23 protein-coding genes are annotated in these 23,838 nt (G+C 39.8%); 18 read left to right on the forward strand and 5 right to left on the reverse strand.

All coding sequences use genetic code 11. The features are described from left to right. Positions 1–67 precede the first annotated feature (67 nt). Positions 68–391, reverse strand: coding sequence for a hypothetical protein (locus tag B9A52_RS12555; protein WP_084120790.1), 324 nt, complete (start codon positions 389–391; stop codon positions 68–70). A 384-nt stretch (positions 392–775) separates the two neighbouring features. Between B9A52_RS12555 and B9A52_RS12560 the strand changes: the two genes are divergently transcribed. From B9A52_RS12560 to B9A52_RS12585, 6 genes are all read left to right on the forward strand, one after another. Further along, entirely contained in the window at positions 776–2,659 is a 1,884-nt protein-coding gene (locus B9A52_RS12560; RefSeq protein WP_084120791.1) for an amidophosphoribosyltransferase, read from the forward strand. Positions 2,660–3,141: 482 nt separating this feature from the next. Beyond that, positions 3,142–4,194 carry a M42 family metallopeptidase gene (locus B9A52_RS12565; RefSeq protein WP_084120792.1) on the forward strand — a complete coding sequence of 351 codons (1,053 nt, stop codon included), beginning with the start codon at positions 3,142–3,144 and terminating at the stop codon, positions 4,192–4,194. A 177-nt stretch (positions 4,195–4,371) separates the two neighbouring features. Next, positions 4,372–4,854, forward strand: coding sequence for a glutathione peroxidase (locus B9A52_RS12570; protein ID WP_084120793.1), 483 nt, complete (start codon positions 4,372–4,374; stop codon positions 4,852–4,854). 30 nt (positions 4,855–4,884) lie between these two features. Next, a complete protein-coding gene (locus B9A52_RS12575; protein ID WP_084120794.1) occupies positions 4,885–6,123 on the forward strand; it encodes an NADH:flavin oxidoreductase/NADH oxidase family protein in 1,239 nt (412 codons plus the stop codon). A 31-nt stretch (positions 6,124–6,154) separates the two neighbouring features. Continuing rightward, a complete protein-coding gene (locus B9A52_RS12580) occupies positions 6,155–6,595 on the forward strand; it encodes a DoxX family protein (RefSeq protein WP_084120795.1) in 441 nt (146 codons plus the stop codon). A 4-nt stretch (positions 6,596–6,599) separates the two neighbouring features. Continuing rightward, the gene (locus B9A52_RS12585; RefSeq protein ID WP_084120796.1) at positions 6,600–7,040 is read left to right on the forward strand and encodes a MarR family winged helix-turn-helix transcriptional regulator; all 441 of its coding nucleotides are present in this window, start codon (positions 6,600–6,602) and stop codon (positions 7,038–7,040) included. Positions 7,041–7,074: 34 nt separating this feature from the next. Here B9A52_RS12585 and B9A52_RS12590 read toward each other — a convergent pair whose 3' ends face one another. The 4 genes from B9A52_RS12590 to B9A52_RS12605 all read right to left on the reverse strand — a co-directional run bounded on the left by B9A52_RS12590 (position 7,075) and on the right by B9A52_RS12605 (position 10,508). Further along, the gene (locus B9A52_RS12590) at positions 7,075–8,157 is read right to left on the reverse strand and encodes a hypothetical protein (protein WP_084120797.1); all 1,083 of its coding nucleotides are present in this window, start codon (positions 8,155–8,157) and stop codon (positions 7,075–7,077) included. 276 nt (positions 8,158–8,433) lie between these two features. After that, complete coding sequence (locus B9A52_RS12595; RefSeq protein ID WP_172805206.1) at positions 8,434–9,147, reverse strand: porin family protein; 714 nt, start codon at positions 9,145–9,147, stop codon at positions 8,434–8,436. Positions 9,148–9,271: 124 nt separating this feature from the next. Beyond that, positions 9,272–10,174, reverse strand: a complete 903-nt coding sequence (locus B9A52_RS12600) for a hypothetical protein (protein WP_084120799.1) — start codon at positions 10,172–10,174, stop codon at positions 9,272–9,274. Between the two features lie 49 nt (positions 10,175–10,223). Further along, a complete protein-coding gene (locus tag B9A52_RS12605; RefSeq protein ID WP_084120800.1) occupies positions 10,224–10,508 on the reverse strand; it encodes a TIGR03643 family protein in 285 nt (94 codons plus the stop codon). Positions 10,509–10,548: 40 nt separating this feature from the next. Between B9A52_RS12605 and B9A52_RS12610 the strand changes: the two genes are divergently transcribed. The 12 genes from B9A52_RS12610 (at position 10,549) to B9A52_RS12660 (ending at position 23,833) form a co-directional block, all read left to right on the forward strand. Next, a complete protein-coding gene (locus B9A52_RS12610; RefSeq protein ID WP_084120801.1) occupies positions 10,549–12,018 on the forward strand; it encodes an FAD-binding domain-containing protein in 1,470 nt (489 codons plus the stop codon). Positions 12,019–12,280: 262 nt separating this feature from the next. Next, positions 12,281–13,627: a dihydroorotase gene (locus B9A52_RS12615; RefSeq protein WP_084120802.1), complete on the forward strand. Its 1,347-nt coding sequence runs from the start codon at positions 12,281–12,283 to the stop codon at positions 13,625–13,627. An 11-nt stretch (positions 13,628–13,638) separates the two neighbouring features. Then, positions 13,639–14,475 carry a DUF6671 family protein gene (locus B9A52_RS12620; protein WP_084120803.1) on the forward strand — a complete coding sequence of 279 codons (837 nt, stop codon included), beginning with the start codon at positions 13,639–13,641 and terminating at the stop codon, positions 14,473–14,475. 329 nt (positions 14,476–14,804) lie between these two features. Then, complete coding sequence (locus B9A52_RS12625) at positions 14,805–15,614, forward strand: tyrosine-type recombinase/integrase (RefSeq protein WP_084120804.1); 810 nt, start codon at positions 14,805–14,807, stop codon at positions 15,612–15,614. After that, complete coding sequence (locus B9A52_RS12630) at positions 15,614–16,786, forward strand: IS91 family transposase (protein ID WP_084120805.1); 1,173 nt, start codon at positions 15,614–15,616, stop codon at positions 16,784–16,786. Before B9A52_RS12625 ends, B9A52_RS12630 begins: the two co-directional genes overlap by 1 nt. Before the next feature lie 14 nt (positions 16,787–16,800). Further along, entirely contained in the window at positions 16,801–16,974 is a 174-nt protein-coding gene (locus B9A52_RS25525; RefSeq protein ID WP_157370051.1) for a hypothetical protein, read from the forward strand. 122 nt (positions 16,975–17,096) lie between these two features. Continuing rightward, positions 17,097–17,924 (forward strand): hypothetical protein, encoded by an 828-nt coding sequence (locus B9A52_RS12635; RefSeq protein ID WP_084120806.1) that lies wholly within the window; start codon positions 17,097–17,099, stop codon positions 17,922–17,924. A gap of 185 nt (positions 17,925–18,109) precedes the next feature. Then, positions 18,110–18,760 (forward strand): DUF2306 domain-containing protein, encoded by a 651-nt coding sequence (locus B9A52_RS12640; RefSeq protein WP_084120807.1) that lies wholly within the window; start codon positions 18,110–18,112, stop codon positions 18,758–18,760. A gap of 138 nt (positions 18,761–18,898) precedes the next feature. Continuing rightward, complete coding sequence (locus tag B9A52_RS12645) at positions 18,899–19,498, forward strand: class I SAM-dependent methyltransferase (RefSeq protein WP_084120808.1); 600 nt, start codon at positions 18,899–18,901, stop codon at positions 19,496–19,498. A 435-nt stretch (positions 19,499–19,933) separates the two neighbouring features. After that, positions 19,934–20,713 (forward strand): peroxiredoxin family protein, encoded by a 780-nt coding sequence (locus B9A52_RS12650; RefSeq protein WP_084120809.1) that lies wholly within the window; start codon positions 19,934–19,936, stop codon positions 20,711–20,713. 148 nt (positions 20,714–20,861) lie between these two features. After that, positions 20,862–22,250: a TlpA family protein disulfide reductase gene (locus B9A52_RS12655; protein WP_084120810.1), complete on the forward strand. Its 1,389-nt coding sequence runs from the start codon at positions 20,862–20,864 to the stop codon at positions 22,248–22,250. Positions 22,251–22,927: 677 nt separating this feature from the next. After that, complete coding sequence (locus tag B9A52_RS12660; protein ID WP_084120811.1) at positions 22,928–23,833, forward strand: hypothetical protein; 906 nt, start codon at positions 22,928–22,930, stop codon at positions 23,831–23,833. Positions 23,834–23,838 lie beyond the last annotated feature (5 nt).

Genomic DNA, 23,838 nt, shown 5'->3' on the forward strand with positions numbered 1-23,838 from the left:
TAAAGTAAAAAAAAATAAAGCACAGGAAAAGATTCCTGTGCTTTAATGTAATTACTAGGGCCTGATATTAAGCCTGTGCATCCTCGATTATTTTTCCTTCAGCATCATATTTTCTTACGAAATCTTCACCACCCATGTCAAAAATGACTTTGTAATGAACTTTGCCTTCTTCTTCGATTTGCCAAGCTTCTTTGATGGTAAGAACTGCAGCAGTTACATCATTGGCAATACCATTTTTCAAAACCTCTGGAAGGTTTTCAAGATCCAATTTTGTTTTTTCTTCTGCAACTATCTCTGTAGCGGAAAGTTGAATTTCAGAACTGTTTGCAACGAATGGCGAGAAAGCCAAAGCACAAGCAAACATTGCGGGAATCATGATTTTAGTTTTCATTTTTTTAATTGGTTTAGTTTAAAATAATTGGTTTACTGGTTTTTGACAATTGGCCCCATTTCAGATTGATGAAAAACAGGTTGAAAATTGTCATATCCTTGTTTTCCTTTTGGGCACAAGGTATGCCAAACCCCAAATCTTGGTTTAAGCCCTTTTATAAGGCCTTTTACTCAAAAATCAATTGGGTAAAAAAGTCCCCAATTGGGTAAAAAATCCCCATATTTCCACAACTTCTAAAAGTTATCATGATAAGAAATGGATTAAATTTTTTTGAAATTTGACAATCGGTGGGAAAAGAATTCAGAAAGAGAACTTTTTTTGGTTCTGCATACTTCTAAAAAAGAGCTAACTTTGTGAGCTTAATGAAACTTCTCTACAAACCCGATGAGTGACCAAATCAAACATGAATGTGGTATAGCAATGATCAGGCTTCGAAAAGAGCCCCAATACTACATTGAAAAATACGGATCCCCCTTATATGCCCCCAATAGATTGTATGTGCTGATGCAAAAGCAGATCAACCGAGGTCAGGATGGTGCAGGTGTAGCGAATATCAAAATTGATACAAAGCCCGGAACACGTTATATCAGTCGGTACAGGTCTATTGAACCTCAGGCTGTCAATTATATTTTCGACAAAATCTACAGGAAATATAAAAAAGCCAAAAAGCAAGGTGGAGAGAAGGCATTGTTCGATGCAGAATGGCTTAAAGAGAACATTGCTTTTTCCGGAGAAGTTTGGCTGGGGCATTTGAGATATGGAACACATGGTGAAAACAGCATAGAAACCTGCCATCCATTTCTAAAACAAAACAATTGGCGTAGCAGAAACCTGGTGATGGCAGGGAATTTCAATATGACCAATGTGGAGGAATTATTTTCCAGGTTGGTGGAACTTGGTCAGCATCCCAAGGAAAAAACAGATACCGTAACCGTGATGGAAAAGATCGGACATTTTTTGGATGAAGAAAATCAGAGGATTTTTGATAAGTATAAGCATGAATATTCCAATGAGCAGATCACTGCAGTAATTGAAGAAGAGCTTGATGTGGCCAGAATTCTGAGAAGATCGTGTAGGGATTTTGATGGGGGATATGCCATGGCAGGTCTGATTGGGAATGGTTCCAGTTTTGTGGTTAGAGATCCGGCTGGTATCCGCCCTGCGTATTATTATGCTGATGAGGAAATCGTAGTAGTTGCATCTGAAAAACCTGCTATCAAATCCGCTTTCAATATCGATTACAAGGAGATCAGGGAAATCAAGCCTGGGCATGCTTTGGTGATCAATAAAGACGGTTCCTTTGCAGAACATGAAATCATGCCTGCTCGGGAAAAGAAATCCTGTAGTTTCGAAAGAATTTATTTTTCAAGAGGTACGGATCCGGATATTTATAGAGAAAGAAAACTTTTAGGAAAAGCCTTGATTCCCCAGGTTTTGCAGGCAATAGATTTTGACTTGAAAAATACCGTTTTCTCTTATATTCCAAATACTGCTGAAACAGCATTTTTGGGAATGATTGAAGGATTGGAGGATTACTTAAGTGCTAAAAGGAGAGAGGTTTTATTGGAAGGTAAGCCCCATTTGGAGGATTTGGAGGAGCTGTTGAATTTTAGGCCAAGAGTAGAAAAGCTTGTCAGTAAGGACGTCAAACTCAGAACATTTATCACCAATGACTCCGATAGGGATGCTATGGTGGCAAATGTATATGATACCACCTATGAAGTCGTAAGGTCCGGTATTGACACATTGGTGGTGATAGACGACAGTATTGTAAGAGGTACGACCTTAGAGAAGAGTATTCTTACCACATTGGATAAGCTAAATCCTAAAAGAATCATCATAGTTTCCTCAGCACCTCAGATCCGATATCCGGATTGCTATGGGATAGATATGTCCAAAATGAAAGATTTTATTGCTTTTAGGGGTACTATTGAGTTATTGCAGGACAGGGGAATGAGCGATCTACTGGTGGAGACCTATGACAAATGTATTTCAAAACAGGTATTGACTGAGAATTATGTAAAGGATATCTATAAACCTTTTACTGATCAGGAAATCTCAGATAAAATTGCAGAAATCATTACTTCCAAAGAAATCAATGCAGAAGTAAAGATCATCTATCAGACGGTGGAAAATCTCAACAAATGTATTCCCGACCATCAAGGCGATTGGTATTTTACAGGTAACTTTCCTACAACAGGTGGCATGAGAGTAGTCAATAGGGCTTTTGCGAATTATATGGAAGGTAAGGTAGTAAGGGCATATTAGTTGTACCAAGTACGATGTACCAAGAACGATGTACCAAGTACCAAGTACGATGTACCAAGTATTTTGTACAAAGTGGTAAGGACGGGGCTCAATTGTAAGGGAATATTAACCGATAGAAATAATTTGAATTCTTTAGGGTTTACTCAAAATTCGTGATGATTTGAAGTCCGCTTTCGGAGAATAGTTCTTCATTGGTAGACAGAATACAAGACTCCCTAGAATAATTGCTTTCACATGCTTACCTGACCTTATTTTGTCAAATATAGAGAGCAGTTAGAGATCTTCATTTCAATTTAAAAATCCTTCAGAAAGAAAATAAGTCCCTTTAGGCCTGCCTGGCGGTCGGACAGGGACTATATATGGGTAGCAATAGTTTGATTTCAGTGGGCTTCCGTACCTTTAGGTACGGGATATATGTTGTAAGGGACTACCTGACAGGCAGGACTAAAGACAGTTGTGGAATTACTTAATATTATTCATGCATGGAAATAAATACCGCACTTTTAAAACAAATCTGTGAAATAGCAGGTGCACCGGGCTTTGAGAAAAGGGTCAGGGATTTGGTTGTCCAATTGGTAACTCCTCTTGTAGATGAGGTGAAAACAGACAATCTGGGGAATGTAATTGCATTGAAAAAATCCAAAAGAAATCCTGATGGCAAAAGAGTTATGGTTGCTGCCCATATGGATGAGATTGGCTTTTTAGTTACCCACATAGATGATAAAGGCTTTGTACGATTCCATACGCTTGGCGGTTTTGACCCGAAAACACTCACTGCGCAGCGGGTGATTGTCCATGGTAAAAAAGACTTGATCGGAGTGATGGGAAGCAAACCCATTCATGTGATGACAGCCGATGAAAAAAACAAACTTCCTCAGATTACCGATTTTTTTATCGATATGGGGATGTCCAAAGAGGAGGTGGAAAAATATATCAAAGTTGGAGACCCCATTACCCGTGACAGGGAACTGATAGAAATGGGTAATTGTGTCAACTGTAAATCAATAGACAATAGGGTGGCGGTTTTTATTTTGATAGAAGCCCTACGATTGCTGGAACATCCAGCTTATGATGTATATGCCACTTTTACGGTACAGGAGGAAGTGGGAATCCGCGGTGCCAATGTTGCTGCCCATGGCATCAATCCTGATTTTGGAATTGCATTGGATACAACTATTGCTTTTGATGTGCCGGGGGCACAGCCACATGAAAAAGTCACCGAATTGGGAAAAGGCGCTGCCATCAAAATTATGGATGCCTCCACCATCTGTGATTTCAGAATGGTTTCATTTATGAAGGTAACTGCAGACAAATATCAAATAGCCTGGCAGCCTGAAATCCTGACAGCAGGGGGTACGGATACAGCAGGAGTACAGCGAATGGGCAAGCAGGGGGCAATCGCAGGTGCGATTTCCATTCCCACAAGACATTTGCATCAGGTCATTGAAATGGCCGATAAATCAGATATAGCAAACAGCATAATTTTGTTGAAGGCCTGTCTGGAAGATATGGATAGCTTTGATTGGAGTCATTGAAAAGGTTTAGCAAAAAATCCATTATGAGGTCTGATTTTTCAGGCCTCTTTTTTTTAACTCCTGTCTTTCATTCAAAAAGAAAATGTCTTGGTTTAAATCACAATATATCGTAAGCGATATAAATTAATTCCTGTATTTGTGTCGCTTACGATATAATGAAAATTAATAATTCGATTTATGAAAAACAGGTTTTATGATTTCTCCGCCAATAACCTTCAGGGCAAAGAAATATCCATGTCAGAATTCAGAGGAAAGACGGTTTTGGTGGTGAATACGGCAAGCCAATGTGGACTTACGCCACAATATGAAGGTCTGGAGAAACTCAATCAAAAGTACAAAGACCAAGGCTTGGTCATCCTTGGATTTCCCTGCAACCAATTCGGCAATCAGGAGCCCGGGGATTCAAAAGACATTGCAGAAGGATGCCTACTGAACTATGGTGTTACCTTTCCCATGTTTTCCAAAATCGATGTCAATGGAAAAAATGCCCATCCTGTATTCAAATACCTCAAAAATGAATTAGGTGGCTTATTTGGGTCAAGGATTAAGTGGAACTTCACCAAGTTTCTGCTGGATGCAAACGGTAAACCCGTCAAGAGATTTTCACCCATCACCAAGCCTGAGGAAATCGATAAATACCTTAAAAAAATTTTAAAATAAAATGCACCTTAGCAATATTCCCGATATAAGATGTCAGACAATCCATTGAATCAACCATTTACTTTTCCAAGCGGAGTATTGGTGAAAAACCGGCTTTTCAAATCTGCCATGAGCGAAGGTCTTGGCAACAAAGATGGTTCGCCCAAACCGATGCTTGACCTGCTTTATAGAAAATGGGCAGAAGGAGGGATAGGTCTCTGCGTGACAGGCAATGTGATGATAGACAGAAGGGCATTGGGAGAGCCGGGGAATGTAGTAATCGAAGATGCTTCGGGATTGGAAGGATTGAAATCCTGGGCCAAAAACGCCACTGCAAACGGCACACATTGTTGGGTGCAGTTGAATCATCCCGGAAAGCAGGCGCCGAAGGGACTGAACAAAGAAACAGTTTCTCCCTCGGCTATTCCGTTTAGGAAGGATATGCAGTCTTTTTTCAACACTCCAAGAGAACTGACCGAAACAGAAATCCAGGACCTGATCAAAAGATTTGCTTTTGCAGCGAAAATGGTAAAAGAAGCGGGATTTTCGGGGGTTCAGATTCATGGCGCTCATGGATATTTGGTCAGCCAGTTTCTTTCTCCCCATCATAATCAGCGGACTGACAAGTGGGGCGGGGATCCCGAAAGACGAAGAAGATTTGTATTGGAGGTCTATCAGGCCATGCGGGATGCCGTTGGAACTGCTTTTCCGATAGGAATAAAACTCAACTCGGCTGATTTTCAACGTGGTGGTTTTACCGATGAGGAGTCTTTGGAAACCATCAAGGCATTGGAATCTGCCGGTATTGATCTGATAGAAATATCCGGTGGAACCTATGAAGCCCCTGCTATGATGGGAGCAAAATGGAAAGAAAGCACCCAAAAAAGGGAAGCTTATTTTATGGACTTTGCGGTCAAAGCCAGGAAAGCGGTAAAAACCCCTTTGGTAGTGACGGGTGGATTTAAGAGCTATGAGGGTATGGCAGAAGCCATTCAATCCGGAAATGTGGATTTTGTGGGCCTGGCAAGGTTAATCGCCGTGGAGCCTGATGCACCTCTCAGACTGCTTAGTGGCCAATCGCCCAGGATATCTATCCAACCAATAAAAACCGGAATCGGCCCCATCGACAAAATGAGCGTCATGGAGACTGTGTGGTACCGCGAACAGTTGGAAAGAATGGGCAAAGGAATGGAAACAAAGCCAAACTTATCAGCCTTTGTGGTATTCCTGAAATTCGCTTATAAGTTGATATTCAAAAGAAAAGGGGCACTTAAGGAAAGGGCATCCTGATTATTATTTTCAATCCAAAATCTTCAAAATTATGGAATCATTATTCAATCCCACCATTCAGCCCAAAAGCAGTATCGGACAGACCATCCTCAGGGTCCTGTTAGGCAGTTTTCTGCTTTTTGCAGGAATCAGTCATTTATCTTTCAATAGAACAGAGTTTTTGGCGCAGGTACCGCCTTGGGTTCCCATGGATCCGGATCTGGTTGTAATCCTGTCAGGAATAGTGGAAATCCTCCTTGGAGCGTCCTTGCTTTTCCTTTCTTCGAAAAGGGTTCAGGTTGGTTGGGTAGTGGCTTTTTTCTTTGTGCTGATTTTTCCTGGAAATATTTCGCAGTATGTCAATGGGATTGATGCCTTTGGGTTGGATACTGACCGCGCCCGGTTGATCCGTTTATTTTTCCAGCCGGTTTTGATTGCCATGGCATTGTGGTCAACCGGGGCTTGGCAAGTTTGGAGGCAAAGAACCAAATAATCAGATGGACCAGCTAAAACTCAATAACCAAATTTGTTTCCCGGTGTATGCCGCCTCAAGGTTGATCATCAGGGAATACCAGCCCCATCTGGACAAACTTGGGATTACTTATCCCCAGTATTTGGTGTTATTGGTTCTTTGGGAAAATGATGGAATGCCGGTCAATGACATTGCGCATAAGTTGATTTTGAATACCAATACAGTGACTCCACTATTGAAGCGGATGGAGACATTGGGATTGGTGTCCAGGATTCGCTCTGAGGAAGATGAACGGAAGGTCATTGTCAGACTTACTGCAAAAGGAAGTAAAATGAAAGCAGAAGCTGCACATATTCCTTTTAGCTTGATGGCCGATATTTCACCTGATGAGCTCAAGATGGGAGAATTGGTAGCCATGAAAAATAAATTGGAAGAGTGGATAGAGTTTTTGAAGAGAAAGGGTTAGAATCCCGATCAAGACAGTTACTGAGTTTTGTTTTTTATTTGATTTCCTTTTTATATAATTCCTTCATTACCTCCATTTTTTCCAGTTCTGAGACCAAAGACTGATCTGAAAACATCATAATGCCTGTTGAAGGTGGTTTGGAACCTTCAATCATTACCTGTCGGAATTCTTCAGGGCTTATAATTCCGGGATTATTGTGCGCCTGAACTATGGGCCAGATCAATACATTCCCGGACTGATTGGTTTGGGTAGTTTTACCAAGCCATTCCACATACTCGCCCACCCAAGTAGTTGGTCTACCTTTCATATGGTGAAAAAGCATGGGAGAAAGAACATCTGCTCTTTCTGCAATTGCCGCCGGATCAATTCCAAGATTGCGGTACAAAGCCGAATCATAATCCGTCGGATACCATGAACAATAGAAAACACCCAATTTGGCTTCAGGTTGATTTTCCTTGAGGATACTTCCCATATCTTCAATCCAACCATTCAAGATACCAACTCTCCATTTTCTCCATTCAGCGTCATGGTTGGTAAGGATCCAAGATGCTTTTTGGGAAATGTTTTCTCCTGGGATTTTCTCCTGGATTTCTTCACTGAACATGCTTGTACAGCGATTGCAAAAGCAGGTTTCCGGAAGTATGGGTTCTGTCGTTTCGAATTGTGCATGCCAATGAACATAGTCCAGAAAAACTCCGTCTACTGCATAGTTGTCCAAAATAGCCAGAAGTTGTTTTTTTCTGTAATTTTTGAAGCCCTCATGAGTAGGGCAAATACCCATAAACCAATCAGCAGGAGGAGATTGTTCTCCCTTTTCGTTGATGGGCCAAGCCTCCGGATTTTCCTGCAGATATTCTTTCCCGTTCAATGTGGGAAATTCCACAAAAACTTTAACTCCTTGTTCTTTTGCGGTCTTATAAAATTCGGGTTTCAGAGAAATACTTCTAACAAACACCGCATTCATACCCAAGGAATCAAAACGATAGCCCGCTTTCAATAAAGTGCCCGGATTACCATATACACCTTTGATGAATGCTTTATTTTCTGCATCAGTAGGGGGTTTGGTGCAGGAAAGCATAAAGAGCATTAACAATACGAGAACAGAAGTGATCTTCATAGGTTTTTATTTAAATTAGGTCACAATTTTGATCCATTTACAATATATCATTTACCTGAAAATATATTTCCAAAGATTAGTCAAATCTAATCCCAAAGAATAGTTGGATAATTGAGGGGCGGTTATCAGGGAATAAAACTGCAGATCCAATATAATTATTCCACCTATTCCTTTGGATCAAATGCTGATTTTCAGGCCGGAGTGAACAATCGATTTTTTTCCATAGGATTGCATGTGCTGATTTCTAATAGATACAATAAATAATTTAATTGAATGTCAATTCTTGGATTCCTTCCCTGTAGCTCCTATTGGTATTCTTAAGTATAAATTCAAAGAGGTGTTTTGAACAGTTTGGTTGCCGGGAATTTTCGCATCTGCTAAACCATAGTTGTATAGAAAACCTGCACTCATACTTTTGAGGTCTTTTTTCAATTTATAACCCAATCCCCCAACTAATCCGAAATCAAGCCTGCGATATTCATTTCTGACGTCCTTTTTAAATTCAAGATCTCCACCATTACTCTCGACATTAAAAATATCGAAGGCTCTTGATCGAAGACCGGGTTGGATACCTGCTTCAAACAACCATCTGGAATTCACCCGCTGCTGCCACATGATGGGCACGTAGAAATAATTGATTTTGGTAGTCAATACACCTTCTTGAAAAAGTCCATCGAAAGCAGGGTCACCTTTGGCATAAGTAGGCATGCCCGTTGCTCCCACATTGTTTTTGACCAGGACACCTGTGCTTATAAATGAATTCCGATTTAATGTGAAATGGAAATAAAATCCCAAATTAAAATTATTGAGACCTTCAGCTTCAGGGACCCCAATGAAATTTGATCTGTTGAGACCACCCGTCAGGCCGAATTCGATTTTGTCCGAATTAAGGGCCTCCCCAAAAAGCAAAGAGATAAGCACTTGTGCTTGGGTACTTATGGAAATGAGAAATAAAAATAATGCGATGGTTGTCCGGAGCGCGTAAGCCATACTGAGCATTTTATTTTATGGGTTCAAGTTCAGTTGCAACAGATTTATCTGTATTGGTATTAGATTCGTCTTTTTTTTGATTTTGAGCTTATATTTTTAAAGAATGATTTTAATAAATCTGAAATTATCTTTTGCAAGAGGTGGACTCACTGGCATAGTATCTTTCATTTTCCGCATATAGCTGTTCATTTTTGAAACTCAGCTTTACACTTAAAGGTGGAAGTCTTTTCCCTGAGAATGTCAATGTCAATAAAGTTTCAGGACCTATTCCATCAACAGTCCATGTACCTGACATGTTTCCTTTATATTGCGGATTAACCTGTTTTAAAATCCCCTGTTTCCTAACGTTGGCTCTAAATGTACCGTCTTCACATAAGTTGATTTGGGTTCTTTTGGCACCACCTTGGGTTTCATCGTAAGTGATCACAAGTTTGTTTGAAAGAAATTTTTTCCAATCAAAGTCGTCATAGGGGGAAATATTGGATGGTTCTTCAAAAACCCCATTTTTCAGTATTTCTACAGCAGTATTGCTGACAGATTCAAAATTCCCTTCATCTGCAATCGCTAAAACCGTGATGCATTTACCTTTGTCACCGCATCTCGTGGCGGCAAAAGCTTTGTAACCTTTATCCAAGTAATTCCCCTCGGCTATTACCTCATTGGAGGTCAGCAAATCCCCCTCAAGCTTCGGATTGGTTGCGGTTAGCCTGATGTTTTCGGTGATGTCCACTCCCGAAGCCCATATTTGAGCCAAAGATTCAAGGTTAATTGCCTCTCTTCCAAAAACATAAATTTCACCAAAGGCAGAAGATGTGTTCATCAATAAAAACACCTCGCTTTCCCTAGGAAGATTTCCCATCCAACCTTTAGGAACGGAGGAAGAAAACCCAAATAGAGGGCTGTATAGCATATCACCCTGATTATAGATTTTGCCTGGCAGTAACCTAGATTTTTGAGTTTGACCATTTACTGCGGAGTAGGCAATTAACATTAAAAAAATGATCAGATGAAGACTTCGATTTTTCATAACAGTGGCTTTTCTGGATTCAATATACTTATCAAATTCAAAGATAGTATTATCTCTTACTGATTTTGTTTAATGCGATTCCTTTTTGCATGCGGGATTTAAAAGTGGTCATGCCTTCCGATGAAAGTGCTTTATGTTTGGTACTTCTCCCTTGAACACGTTTACGCCACATTTTAAATGAACTTTCTTTCATTTCCCTGCGCATTAGGCTGATGACCTCTTTTTCCGGGATTCCAAATTGTGCTTCAATCGCATCAAAAGGCGTGCGGTCCTCCCAAGCCATTTCTATGATTCTGTCAATTTCTTCGGTTGCGAACTCGGTTGTTTTCTTCATGATCTAAAAACTTTAGACCCGATCCATTGTTTTGAACCCGATGGAAAAAGTCAATTTGGTTTGGTTCAAGAGAGATCTGAGATTAAGGGACCATGCGCCGCTAAAGGAGGCGATTGAAAGTGGTCTTCCCGTGATATTGCTGTATTGTTTTGAGCCTGAACTGATAGCATCCCCTAAATCTGATATCCGGCATTGGAGATTTGTTTGGCAAAGCTTGGTGGATTTGAATTCCCAACTCGAGGCCCATGATACCAAAATCCATGTTTTTTATATCGATCCCTTGATGTTGTTTCAGGAATTGTCCAAAATCTATAAAATTCAAACCGTGTATTCCCACCAAGAAACAGGGATCAAGATTACCTATGACAGGGATAAAAGGGCTGCTGCGTTTTTTAAAAAGGGAAATATCTCATGGAAAGAATATGCGCAACAAGGAGTAAAGCGGGGCAGGAGTGATAGAAAAAACTGGTCAAAGGATTGGTATACCATGATGTCTTCCCCACAAGAAAACCCAGATTTTTCCAAAGCTGCTTTTTATACCTTGTCCAATCAGTTCATGGAAAATCTGGAATCTACAAGTATACCTGAAGAGTGGAAATCTCTTCATCCCACTATGCAGAAAGGGGGAGAGATTACGGCCATGAAATATTTTCATTCATTTTTTGAGGAAAGGGTCAAAAACTACAATAGACACATTTCGAAACCCGAATTGAGCCGGAGAGGCTGTAGTAGGTTGTCTCCCTATCTTGCTTGGGGCAATTTGTCCATCCGTCAGGTTTATCAGGCAGCAGAGATGAAAAAGAAGGAAAAATTTCAAGTCAAGAACTTGACGAATTTCCAGTCCAGGCTGAGGTGGCACTGTCATTTTATCCAAAAGTTTGAAATGGAGTCCAGAATGGAATACGAAAATATAAATCGGGGGTTTGATGGTTTCATAAAACCAAAAGATGAGAAAAAAATCAAGGCATGGGAAGAAGGTAAGACAGGAATTCCACTCGTTGATGCCTGTATGCGATGTCTTGCGGAAACGGGTTATCTCAACTTCAGGATGCGGGCGATGGTGGTATCCTTTTTGACACACCACCTTTTTCAGGATTGGCAGGAGGGAGCTAATTATTTGGCAAGGATGTTTCTGGATTTCGAGCCCGGTATCCACTACCCGCAATTGCAGATGCAGGCAGGAGTGACGGGGATCAACACTGTCAGGATATACAATCCCCTCAAGCAATCCAAAGATCATGATCCGGAAGGTGTTTTTATCAAAAAGTGGGTTCCTGAACTTGCGTGCTTACCAATTCATATCATACACGAACCATGGAAAATCACAGGTATTGAATCAGAACTTTATGGTTTCCATTTGGGTAAGGATTATCCCTATCCCATAGTGGATGTGGAGGCTTCAGGGAAATTTGCAAGAGATCATATCTGGAAAGCTCAGAAAATGGTCGCAGTGAAAATTGAAGCGGAAAGAATTTTGAATAAGCATACGGTGCCAGATAGGTGGCCTTAGGGGATATTGAAGATAATACTTTGTCAACCTGGAATTGCAGTTGGGGATAGGCAAAATAGGACACAAAATCCCTAAATCATCGCAGACCTGATGGCAGGTTTATACTGCTGCCATAATAAAAGGATTTGATCAAATCAAAAGCTCTACGTGTAAGGCAAATAATTTAAAAATATCTTTAGTTTTATTGTAAATCTTCCCATAATTACGAAACGCAATCGGTTACCGGCAAAGGAAGACGACCAAAATATACAGCCAATTTACAATGACAGAAAAAACGCTAATTAAGAATATCAACATCGTTAACGGAGGACAAATTATTCTTACTGACCTCTTATTTGATAAAGGCTTAATTCAAAAAATCGGGCCAAATAATGATACAAATGCAAGGGTAATTGACGGAACAGGTAAATATTTATTTCCGGGTATCATTGACGGACAAGTTCATTTTCGTGACCCGGGTTTGACCCATAAAGGCGACTTATATACAGAGAGCAAAGCAGCCGTGGCAGGTGGGGTGACATCATTCATTGATATGCCAAATACTTTTCCGAATGTATTGACCATAAATATCTTGAATGAAAAATACAAAATAGCCGCTGAGAAATCCTTGGCAAATTTTGGTTTCTTTTTGGGAGTGAACGGTGACAACCTTGATGAAGTATTAAAACTCGACACATCCAAACTTTTGGGTGTTTCTGATGACGGACTTTACTTTACAAAGAAAGGGAATCTGCTTGCAGACAATCCTGAAACAATGGAAAAGCTATTTGCGCATTGTAAATCCATTATTGCCATACACTCGGAGAAAGAACAAATAGTAGAAGAGAATGAACAACTGTACAGAGAAAAATATGGTGAGGATGTACCTGTTGAATTTCACCCACTGATAAGAAGCGAAAAAGCCTGTTATGAAGCAACCAAAAGGGCCATTGACATAGCCAACAAGCACAAGGCACGTCTTCACATATTGCACCTGACTACAGAAGCAGAAACCCATTTGTTTAGAAATGACATTCCTTTGCAACAAAAAAATATAACAACCGAAGTATCGGTTCATCATTTGTGGTTTTCTGACAAAGATTATCAGCGTTTGGGAACTCTGATCAAATGGAACCCCGCTATCAAAACAGAAAAAGATAAAAAAGGACTTTTGAAAGCTTTATTAGACGATAGAATAGATATCGTTACAACTGACCACGCCCCGCACACCTTAGACGAAAAGCAGAAACCCTATTTTCAGGCAATGTCGGGTGCTCCGATTGTGCAACATTCTTTGAATATCATGCTTGAGTTCTATAAGCAAGGCCTTATTTCATTGGAGAAAATCGCCGAGAAGATGTGTCATAACCCTGCGATACTCTATCAAATAGAAAAACGGGGTTTCATCCGTGAAGGCTACTTTGCTGACCTGACTATAGTTGACCTCAATGCACCTTGGACCGTCGCTAAGAATAATATTTTATCCAAATGCGGCTGGTCGCCATTGGAAGGGACAACTTTTCAAACGAAAGTGACTCATACATTTGTAAACGGACATTTGGTGTATGACAATGGACAGTTTGACGAAACAATAAAGGGTCAAGAATTAACAACTCAAAACAATGGTTGAATTTTTTATCAATGTTTGAAAATAGAAAATTGATTATCGCCACAAAGCACAGAAAAGAAAGCGTGATAGCACCAATTCTTGAAAGAGAATTAGGAGTCAGATGTTTTGTGGATGAAACTTTTGATACGGACCTTTTGGGAACTTTCACAGGAGAAGTAGAAAGACAACTTGACCCTATTTCAACTGCCAGAGAAAAGTGTTTGCAGGCAATGAAAATCAATGACTGCGAACTGGGTATTGCCAGTGAAGGTTCATTCGGGCCACATCCATCTTTGTTTTTTGTAAGTGCCGATGATGAGTTTTTGATTTTTATAGACAAAAAAAACAATCTGGAAATCATAGCCCGAGAACTTAGCACAGAAACAAATTTCAATGGCAAAGAATTAATAACCGAGAATGAACTTTTGGATTTTGCCCAATCAATTGGCTTCCCGGCACACGGTTTAATTCTTCGCCAATCAAAAAATGATATTTCAGAAATTCATAAAGGTATAACCGACCCTGAAATTCTAAAGACAACCTTTGAAAATCTGCGCTCAAATCATCATGCTGTTTATGTGGAAACAGATATGAGAGCTATGTATAACCCCACTCGTATGGAAGTGATTAAAAAAGCCGCAGAGAAGTTAGTCGAAAAAATCAAGTCTGCCTGTCCTGTATGTCAAATGCCAGGCTTTGTGATAGCACAAGCAAAAAAAGGACTTGAGTGCAGTTTGTGCGGTTCACCGACAAATTCAACACTCAGTTACCTTTATCAATGCCAACATTGTAATTTCACAAAGGAAGAAATGTATCCAAACAAAAAGACAGCAGAAGACCCCATGTACTGCGACTATTGTAATCCATAAAACAACTTAGCCCTGATAGCCATAAGGCAGGTTTATACTCCAAACACAACAAAAGGCTTTGATCAAATCAAATTCCTGTGGATAAGGCAGATAATTAAAAAATATCTATAGTTTTATAGACAATCTTTCCACAATATTAAGGAAAGCATGCCAAATAGGATTGCTTTCTAACATTATAGAAGAAAGCAAAACGTTGAACTAAACCTCCTTCGTCGGTAGTTTTTCTGTATTCCATCATAAAGGCCTGATTTTTAACAATATGTATTAAATTTATTCCATGTTCAATCTTTAACTAATTTAATCATGGAAAAAAAAGTTTGCGCCAGAGGATGTATGAGGAGATGTCCTACAGACATTATTCTCCCAGAAGCATCAAGACCTATCTTAGCCTGGTATCTGTAGTATCAGCTCATTTTGGAAAAAGTCCGGATCTGATCAGTATCCCCGAATTAAAGGACTACCTTTTTAAAAGGATCAGTTTGGACGGACTTTCGGTATCAAGCATAAACCAGACAATCAGTGCCTTTAAAATACTTTTCAAAGACGTGCTTGAAAGAGATTGGGATACTATCAGGATCAAACGGCCAAGACGTCCCAAGCTGCTTCCGGTTGTATTCTCAAAGGAAGAAGTGTCGCTTATCCTTAAGAGTATCAGGAACAGAAAGCACTATTGCCTGATAGCCCTTACCTACGCCTCGGGGCTCAGGCTTGGTGAGGTGATCAGTCTCAAGCCCGGCGATATAGACAGTGACAGGATGCAGCTTAAAGTGAGGGGAGGCAAGGGATACAAGGACAGGTATACCCTTCTGCCCCATAAGTTACTGGTACAGCTTCGGGATTACTTCAAAAGCTACCGTCCGGTTACTTATCTCTTTGAAGGGCAGGTGCCGGGAAAGCCATACAGCGAAAAAAGCGCACAGTCTGTTCTGAAAAAGGCCATGGAATGTGCCGGAATAACAAAGCAGGCGTGCTTCCATACCCTTCGCCATTCTTTTGCCACACATCTGCTCGAGCAGGGAACCAATGTCAGGATTATCCAAGAGCTGTTGGGACACAGGTCCCTTAAGACCACTACGGTTTACCTGCATATAAGCAACCTGACCCCCGCGCAGATCAAAAGTCCCCTGGATGAGCTTTGATGGATGCTGTTAACAAAAGGAATGGTGGGGCCGAACTCTCAACAGTCCTGGATTCCCAAAAGGAGGTTTTCCTGTCGCAGAAGCATCTGTGCCCTGACCAGAGAAAGGCCTTTAACGACATCCTCCATTGCCGGACATCACAAATGGGCTCACACAGTCTCTGTTGTGACTCCTGCGGTAGGGTCAAAGTCTGCTATAACAGCTGCAGGAACCGCCACTGTCCGAAGTGCCAGTACATCAAGCAGCAGCTTTGGGTGGAAAAGCTAAAGTGCAGGCTTCTGCCTGTCAGGTACTTTCACGCCGTGTTTACGGTTCCTGAGTTTCTCAATCCATTGTTCTACATCAACCAGAGGTTCTGTTACAACCTGCTCTTTGAATGTTCTGCAAAAGCAGTAAAGAAGACGGCCCTGAATCCGGCATTTCTGGGAGTCGAAAGCGGCTGTCTGTCGGTACTCCACACTTGGGGCCAATCCCTGAACTACCACCCCCACATCCATATGCTGGTTCCTGCAGGAGGCCTTGACAGTGACGGGATGCAGTGGCTGTATGCCGGTAAAAAGTTCTTCGTTCCGGTAAAGGCCCTTTCGTCCGTGTTCCGGGGACTGTTCATGGAAAGGCTTTTGGGCGCACTGGAGGATAACCTTCTCAGGATACCCGAAGGTCAAAAAGAGCTGTTTGCCGATATCAAAAGTCTGAAAAGGGAATCTTACGCAAAGATGTGGAATGTCTATATCAAGAAGACTTTCAGGGGGGCGGGCCAGGTGGTCAGCTACCTTGGCAGGTATACCCACAGGGTAGCGATCAGCAACAGCCGTATTCTGGATACAGATGGTGAAACCGTAAAATTCAGGTGGAAGGATTACAGGGACAACAAAACCAAAACCATGTTGCTTGCCTGTTCCGAGTTTGTCAGAAGATTTATGCAACATGTACTGCCAACAGGCTTCTACAAAATCCGCTATTACGGCATCTTGGCCTCGGCCAACAGCAACACCAAAATGAATGAATGTTTCAGGCTGTTGAACATAACAAGGGAGGTGTCATTTTACCATGGGCTGAGCACCTACGAGGTGATGGAGGAGATTTTCGGAGAAGAGATGTTCAGGTGTACCTGCTGCAAGAACGGAAGGATGGTCTTTGCCCCGCCCGGGGAAAAAGGAAACGGTCCCTGAATGAAAAAGCAGGGATGAAGTTCTTTGAAAAGCTGAAAGAAAAACAAAACAGAGGTTCTGTTACAGGGAAAGGTATGCCCGGTCCCAAACAAAATTTCCGGGTAAAAAAGCGGAATCCGTCCAAAACTTCAGGACAATGGTCCAAAACCAGACAAAACCTTCAAAGCAAAGCAGATAAATACCCATAGGTGTAGCACGGCTTAGTCCAACTATGTTTTAAACGCAATCTTGAAACGCCAATTTATTTTGGCTATTTTTTTGGCTAGATTGCGTCTAAAACACTTTACGTTGGGCACTATAAAATGAAACGATGAAACATACATCACTCACCATAATTATACTATTCCTTTTTAATCTGGCGTGGAGTCAAGACAGTGACAAAATCATTAAAAGTTTCATTCAGATAGGTGAAGTTCATTACGAGTATATCGGTTACAATAAAAGTGAATTGTACCGAGCATTCGAAAAATTAAGAGATAATACCGATCTAGAATATTTAGTAGAACTAACTACCCATGAAAATCCTATCGTAAAATGCTATGCCTCTTGGGCACTGGCTGATCGAGATTATCCTCAACTAGATGAAGTTTTGAATTCATTTTTAGCCAAGGATGAAACTTTTACAATACATACAATGGACATAAAGGATTCTGAAAAGTTATCTGTGTCTTTTTATCATAGGTATTGGAATAGGCTGACCCAACAGGAAAAGGAAAAAGACGAAAAAATTCAAAGACTAGATAGCATTATTCTTTATTCACCGAACACTGATTGGCTTTTAACCTTGAGAGCACTAGAAAATAGAATTTATCCCCAAAAGTATCATCCAAGAATTGAAGAATTGGCTTTTAATGAACGCAATAAATCAGCAATATTTTATTTATCAAATTGGTACAAGGCAGAATATCATCAAGATTTGAAAACAGCTTTAATCGAGTATCTTAAAGATACAGAGTTTGAAAATGTAGGAGTGAGAGAATACTATCAGGTGATATTTGAGCTTTTAAATTTCAGGGATGAAAAAACAAAGGCTGTAGTAGTGAACAAGCTTCGAACAGACTTACATTGGAAAAATGATAGGCAAAGATTTATAAGTTTATTGCAAGACCATAGCATATATGAATCAGACCTTCAATGAAAAAAGGAATTACAGTGCCCAACATCACCTTGGAAGACAGCGGGCGGTTCCTAGTAAATTGAAAGTTTAGTATCTTTAAAAAGTTAGGAGTAGGCTGGAAGCGAACGGCTCCGAAGGCCCGCCGTCTCCAAGCTGAATCCCGTTTGCAGCATGTGGCGGGAAGACCCAAATGATAAATAATTGAAATGAGAAGAATCGAACAAATTTTTGCAGTTGCTGCTTGGACAATAATTATTGGACTCTCGATTTATTTTTTCCTTGACAACGTAGCGGTTTACTTTACCGGATTTAAGAGTGAGAGCTTTTTGAATAATCCATTTTGGGTTGGGCTACATCTAATTGGGGGTACTTTGGCATTATTGTTTGGACCGATTCAATTCTCCAAGTGGATAAGGACTAAATACTTGACATTTCACAGAATTACAGGTAAAGTTTATATAATCGGTGCTTTTATTGCCGGATTATCAGCACTTCGACTATCATTAATAAGTTCTTGTGCGCCTTGCAGGGTTTCACTTTTTATTTTGGCTGTATTGGTTATTGGGACAACATTTTCTGCATGGTGGTCTGTAAAAAGTAAAAATGTAAAGGCACACCAACAATTTATGGTAAGAAGTTATATCTGCGTTTTATCATTTGTTGCAGTTAGAATCGGTGGACTCATTCCTTTAGACTTTTTATTCGGACAAATTGAGGACCCTACATTCGACCGAACTGTAAATGAATACTTCTTTTCATTTGTTCCCTTGATTGTAGGGGAAATATTTTTGATATGGTTGCCTACTTTGAAGGCTATTAAAGATAAGATGAAAGTGAGACAATCCGTCAGCCGCTAACAAAAGCTATTTGCATTGACGGGGTGAATTGTACCTATAAAGTTTTACCTTCACCTATATGTTTGGTCCCTTTGGAAAAAACCTTTTCAAATGCCAGCCTCTTTAATTAGCCAAAAGTTAATTTTATATTAGAAAATTATGAGAAGATTAAAGTCAAAAATAAAAAAATACATCTATCAGAGACGCTTCCCTTTAATTGAATACAAACCAATAAAAAAGACAATTCCTGAAAAAACTATCCAAGTCGCTTCTGCATGGAAAGGCTTGGAATTGATTATTGAAGATATATTGGATCAGTTCAATATTGATAGAGGCAGTTGTATCGAATTCGGTGTGGAATTTGGATTTTCGGCAGTTGTATTCTCCAATTATTTTAGAAAAGTCACCGGTGTTGATATATTTATGGGTGATGAACATACGGCGTTCAAGGGAGATCATTATGATCAGACTAAGAAGTCTTTAACTGCATTTGAAAACATTGAATTGTTTAAATCTGATTATAAAGATTGGATCAAGAAAGACCATAATCAATATGATTTCGCTCATGTCGATATTGTTCACAATTATAAAGAAACATATGACTGTGGTCTTTGGGCAGTTCAACATAGTAAATGTTGTATTTTTCATGATACCGAAAGTTTTCCGGAAGTAAGACGTGCTGTTTTTGATATTGCCAAAAAAACAGGAAAGAAAGCTTACAATTACCCCTATCATTATGGGTTGGGAATCATAGTATAAAAAAACATAAGCTATTAGGTAATTCAGGGTAAAAGCTTCCCTTTGGGAAAAGTTTGGTGTGCACATAGATTTCCTTTGTGTTGATTTTTAGGGGAAGGATTCAGGGTTTTGTAAAAAGAAGTGATTTGATTTGATCAGATCAAATTCCTGTGGATCAGGTAAATAATTGAAAAATATCTTTAGCTTTATAATAAACCATTCTACAATGTAAATATCCGCCTATATGCAAGTTGCAGAAGTTTTCTATAGAAATGGCTAGAAGACCGAAGACGGAAGACGGAAGTAAACTGAAAATTAGGGTTAGACAAATTATCCATTGGGTTTTCAGATTTACTTGTATCATTGCGGATATTCATATTTCACAATTATAGAAAGCAGAATTTTAGCCCTAATCTGAACAGAATAAATACTGACAAGATCTAAAAGAAAAACATCATGAAACAGGCAAATAATTTACTCGGGGAATTTTTGGCACTGGCACTTTGTGCTGCTATACTCTCTTGTTCTGCACATGGTTCCAATGATCAAAACCCTGAGATGAACCACGCCAAGGCCGACACTGTTAAAAACTATGTCATCATAAAGTCCTGGGAGCATCAGCGTGAGGTTCTCGTAGCAGAGGGAGATTCAGAGACCAAGGCAGATGCTAAAATTGAGAAATGGCTTACAAGCATGTCATCTATGGACAGGAATGCCGGTGATGACCGCATCGGTGTTCAAGCGCCACCATTCCAGTTTGATGGATGGATCAATTCCGAACCGCTTACGCTGGAAGATCTTAAAGGCAAAGTCGTTCTGGTTCGTTGGTTTACCGATACCTGTCCCTTCTGTGCAAGCAGTGCTCCAGCGCTTCGTCAGCTCTACGAGGAATATGCCGACCAAGGCTTCGCATTGGTTGGGGTTTACCATCCCAAGGCCGGGAGAGATGACCCTTTGGATGTAGCGCGTGTACAGCGTGTGGTTGAAGCCAGAGATTTTAAGTTTCCGGTAGCTATAGACTGGGATTGGCGCAATGGCACGCTAAAAGAATGGTGGCTTACAGGCCCTAAACGACCGGCTACTTCGGTAACCTTCATTTTGGACAAGTCCGGGGTAATACAATTTATCCATCCGGGTATGGAGTATCACGAAGACAATGGCTCCGAGCAGCACGCCATGTGTGCGAATGACATGAGTCGCATCCGTGCGGCAATTGAAAGTCTCATCGCTGAATAAATCCGCAGTGGCGACTATTTAGACCTTGTTTGTTCTTAATGGCAGAACCAGTACGCATTTTGACCGAGCAAACAAGCGCCGAGTCCTTGCTGATGTGATTACAAGATTGGTTTGTAAACACACCTTACTAAAATAAATAGAAAAACACATGAAAAATCTTATTATTCTAGGATTATCAAGTTTGCTGATTTGTTTGTCTTGTCAGAACAATAAGAATTTATCTAACGAGGTAACAGTGGCTGGTACTATTGAAAATCACGATCAAACGGTATTGAAAATTCTGGATGTAATGGGCAGAGGGTCTTGGGAGGATGTGGTACCGGTAACTGAAAATCGATTTTCAATCAACCTAACTTTGGAGAGACCTGCCATTAAAACGCTGATGTATGGAGATATGAGAAAGGATATTTTTCTTCAGCCGGGAAAATCCTTAGAGGTATCATTTGACGCATTAAACATTGAAAACAGTTTTAGGTATGGGGGTGATTTAAAAATAGAGAATGCTGTATTTGATTCTATTTCTCAAAGACTTGGAAATATAGATTATTCTTATCTCTATACTCAGCCATTAGATTTAACTAGCCTATATATGGATTCCTTAAAAAATGACAGTAAGGAATACCTTAAATCACTATTAAATAAATACATAACCTCACCGTATTTCGAAGAATATGCAAATGCCTCAATTGATTATAATGTAGCCTATCTTAAAATTATGCTGGGCGATAGTCAAGAAGAACAGTATGCAGGTTATTATGACTTCCTGAATGAGTTAAAAATTGAGGATCATGATCTTCTGGATATGCCTGACTATCGTATGTTCTTGTACTTTTATTTAGAAATGGAAACCAACAAAAGATATAAGGACTTGGATTCTATTCAAAATCAAACAGCTGATGCAAAATTTTATGAAACTCTCAAGACTATTGAGAATCTTAAAGATGAAGAGGTTAGGGCATATAGCTTATATAATACCATGCTCATGCAATTAAAGGAGTTTGGCACGGTGGACTTTGATAGGCATTTCGGCTATTTTAATACGCATAATTTAGATGAAAGGTATGCAGAGCAGATGAGATTCGCGTACGAAGAAAAGAAGCGGATAGCTCCTGGCCAGCCAGCACCGGAATTTACACTTGAGGATGTAGATGGCAATCAGGTTTCATTAAGTGAGTTTAAGGGTAAATATGTATATGTTGATTTTTGGCTAACTACTTGTTCACGCAGCGCAAGAGAATTGCCTTATTTTTTAAAACTTTATTCTGATTACAAAGAAGATAATATTGTTTTTGTAAGTATCTCACCGGACAAGGATAAAAATACGTGGTTGGATTTTGTGAAAGAAAAAAGAAATGTGGGAACCAGTCTTTGGTCAGACAAATTTCTCGATTCTGAGGTCACTAAGAACTACCAGGTTCTTGGTACTCCGACCTATGTTCTTATTGACAAAGAAGGTAATATTATTGATCCAGTAGCGGCAAAACCCTCATCAAAAGAAATTAGGGAAACATTCGATCTGCTGTTAAAGAGTAAATAAAAAAAAGTAACCAACATTTTACAAGCCTAATGGGGGAAGAAGTGAAATTTGTAACCAATTGAACAATAGTCAACAAATCCACAAACTGAAATACTTTTAATCCCACGCTACGCTTATATTGTACCTTTGAAACCTAACCCATCAGAGGATTCGATGGACATAAAGGCCCCCAGCCTAATTCCATGAATTATTTTTTAATAAATGCCAAATTTCTGTTTTGATAGTCAGGGGAAAATATGCTGATTAGGACATTAAAGTTCCAAAAAACTCTGATTTGCTGGCCTGACGGCAGGTTTATACTCTGATTTTCACAAAAGGATTTGATCAGATAAAATCCCCAGTGATTAGGTAGACAATTAAAGAAAATCTTTAGTTTTATAGTAAATCATTCCACAATTATGGAAATCAAAAGTTCATTCCAAAGAGGGGAAATGATGGCACGTATTAGGCGTTTTTTTTTTGGTTTTTCAAGGGGATATTGATATCCACATCTAAAAACACGCTCAGTACTTGAGACCAACCTTTAATACTAAAGTTGATTTCCTAAAACTAAATCTGGCTGAGTAAATTAAACAAACTGCTTGAAAAGTGAACAGTTGGAAAAACTTAAAATTATAAATATATTACATAAAAGATATACTAAATTTTAAAACCATCGAAAACCCTTTTTTATCGAAATGGATACACAAACTATCAAAAATGATCCCGATCACCATGCTTTCTGCCTTGTGGGAGAAAATACCCTTTTCCTCATTCATCAAATAATGACCCACATGGAAGCTCATTCCTATGAATTGATCCTTGAAGTCACCATCCCTGAAGATGCTAAAAAGAAAATTTTAGAAGATAGAAAGGAAAACGGAAATTCGCATTATTTGGCCAACTGGTTTGGTTCTGAAGCAATTGAAGCATTTACAGTGCCAAGCCTTGCTTCAGGAAACAGGAAAGAGTTTAACGCAAACGTATGGACTTCAGTCGAACCCGCCCAAGAGGCTCCAACTCAACTTGTTCCTGACCAAAGGAACGGCCCCGACCAAAGACTAATGGGTATGCAATTGCCTCCTGCCACCTTACCTCAGCCACCTTGGGCCGGGTATTGGGAAAAACCGGAAGTTACACCATGGCTGACTAATGTGAAGGTTACGGTAGAAAGGGTAGTTCATTATAGACACATTAACAGAAACGAAATTTCAAGACGATTTGAAGAATACATATTGTTTGGAAGAGGGAAAGAAGCCCATATAATGCATTCTGTAATATGGCAACCAGAGTATGATCATGTAGCCACATTGAAAGAAGCACCTGATTGGATAGATGAAGAGCAATTGATTGCAACCGTAAATGTCTGCTTCCCTCATCTTCCTTATGACAACTACAGCACCTATTGTGACAATCCCCTGAAAGATAAAACTCGTCATCAAGTGCTATATCATGGCCTAAGTCAATACAGAGACATGTTCGGAAATTTCCAGAACAAAATCCCTGAACTCTACATCGAAGTGGAACATACTTGGTGGTTCTCTACCAGAGTCATCAATTTTTGGAACTATCAATTCTGTAAAGACAGCAAAGAAATCAGTTAAATTAT

It is taken from the genome of Aquiflexum balticum DSM 16537 (assembly GCF_900176595.1).
GTDB classification, from domain to species: Bacteria; Bacteroidota; Bacteroidia; order Cytophagales; family Cyclobacteriaceae; genus Aquiflexum; species Aquiflexum balticum.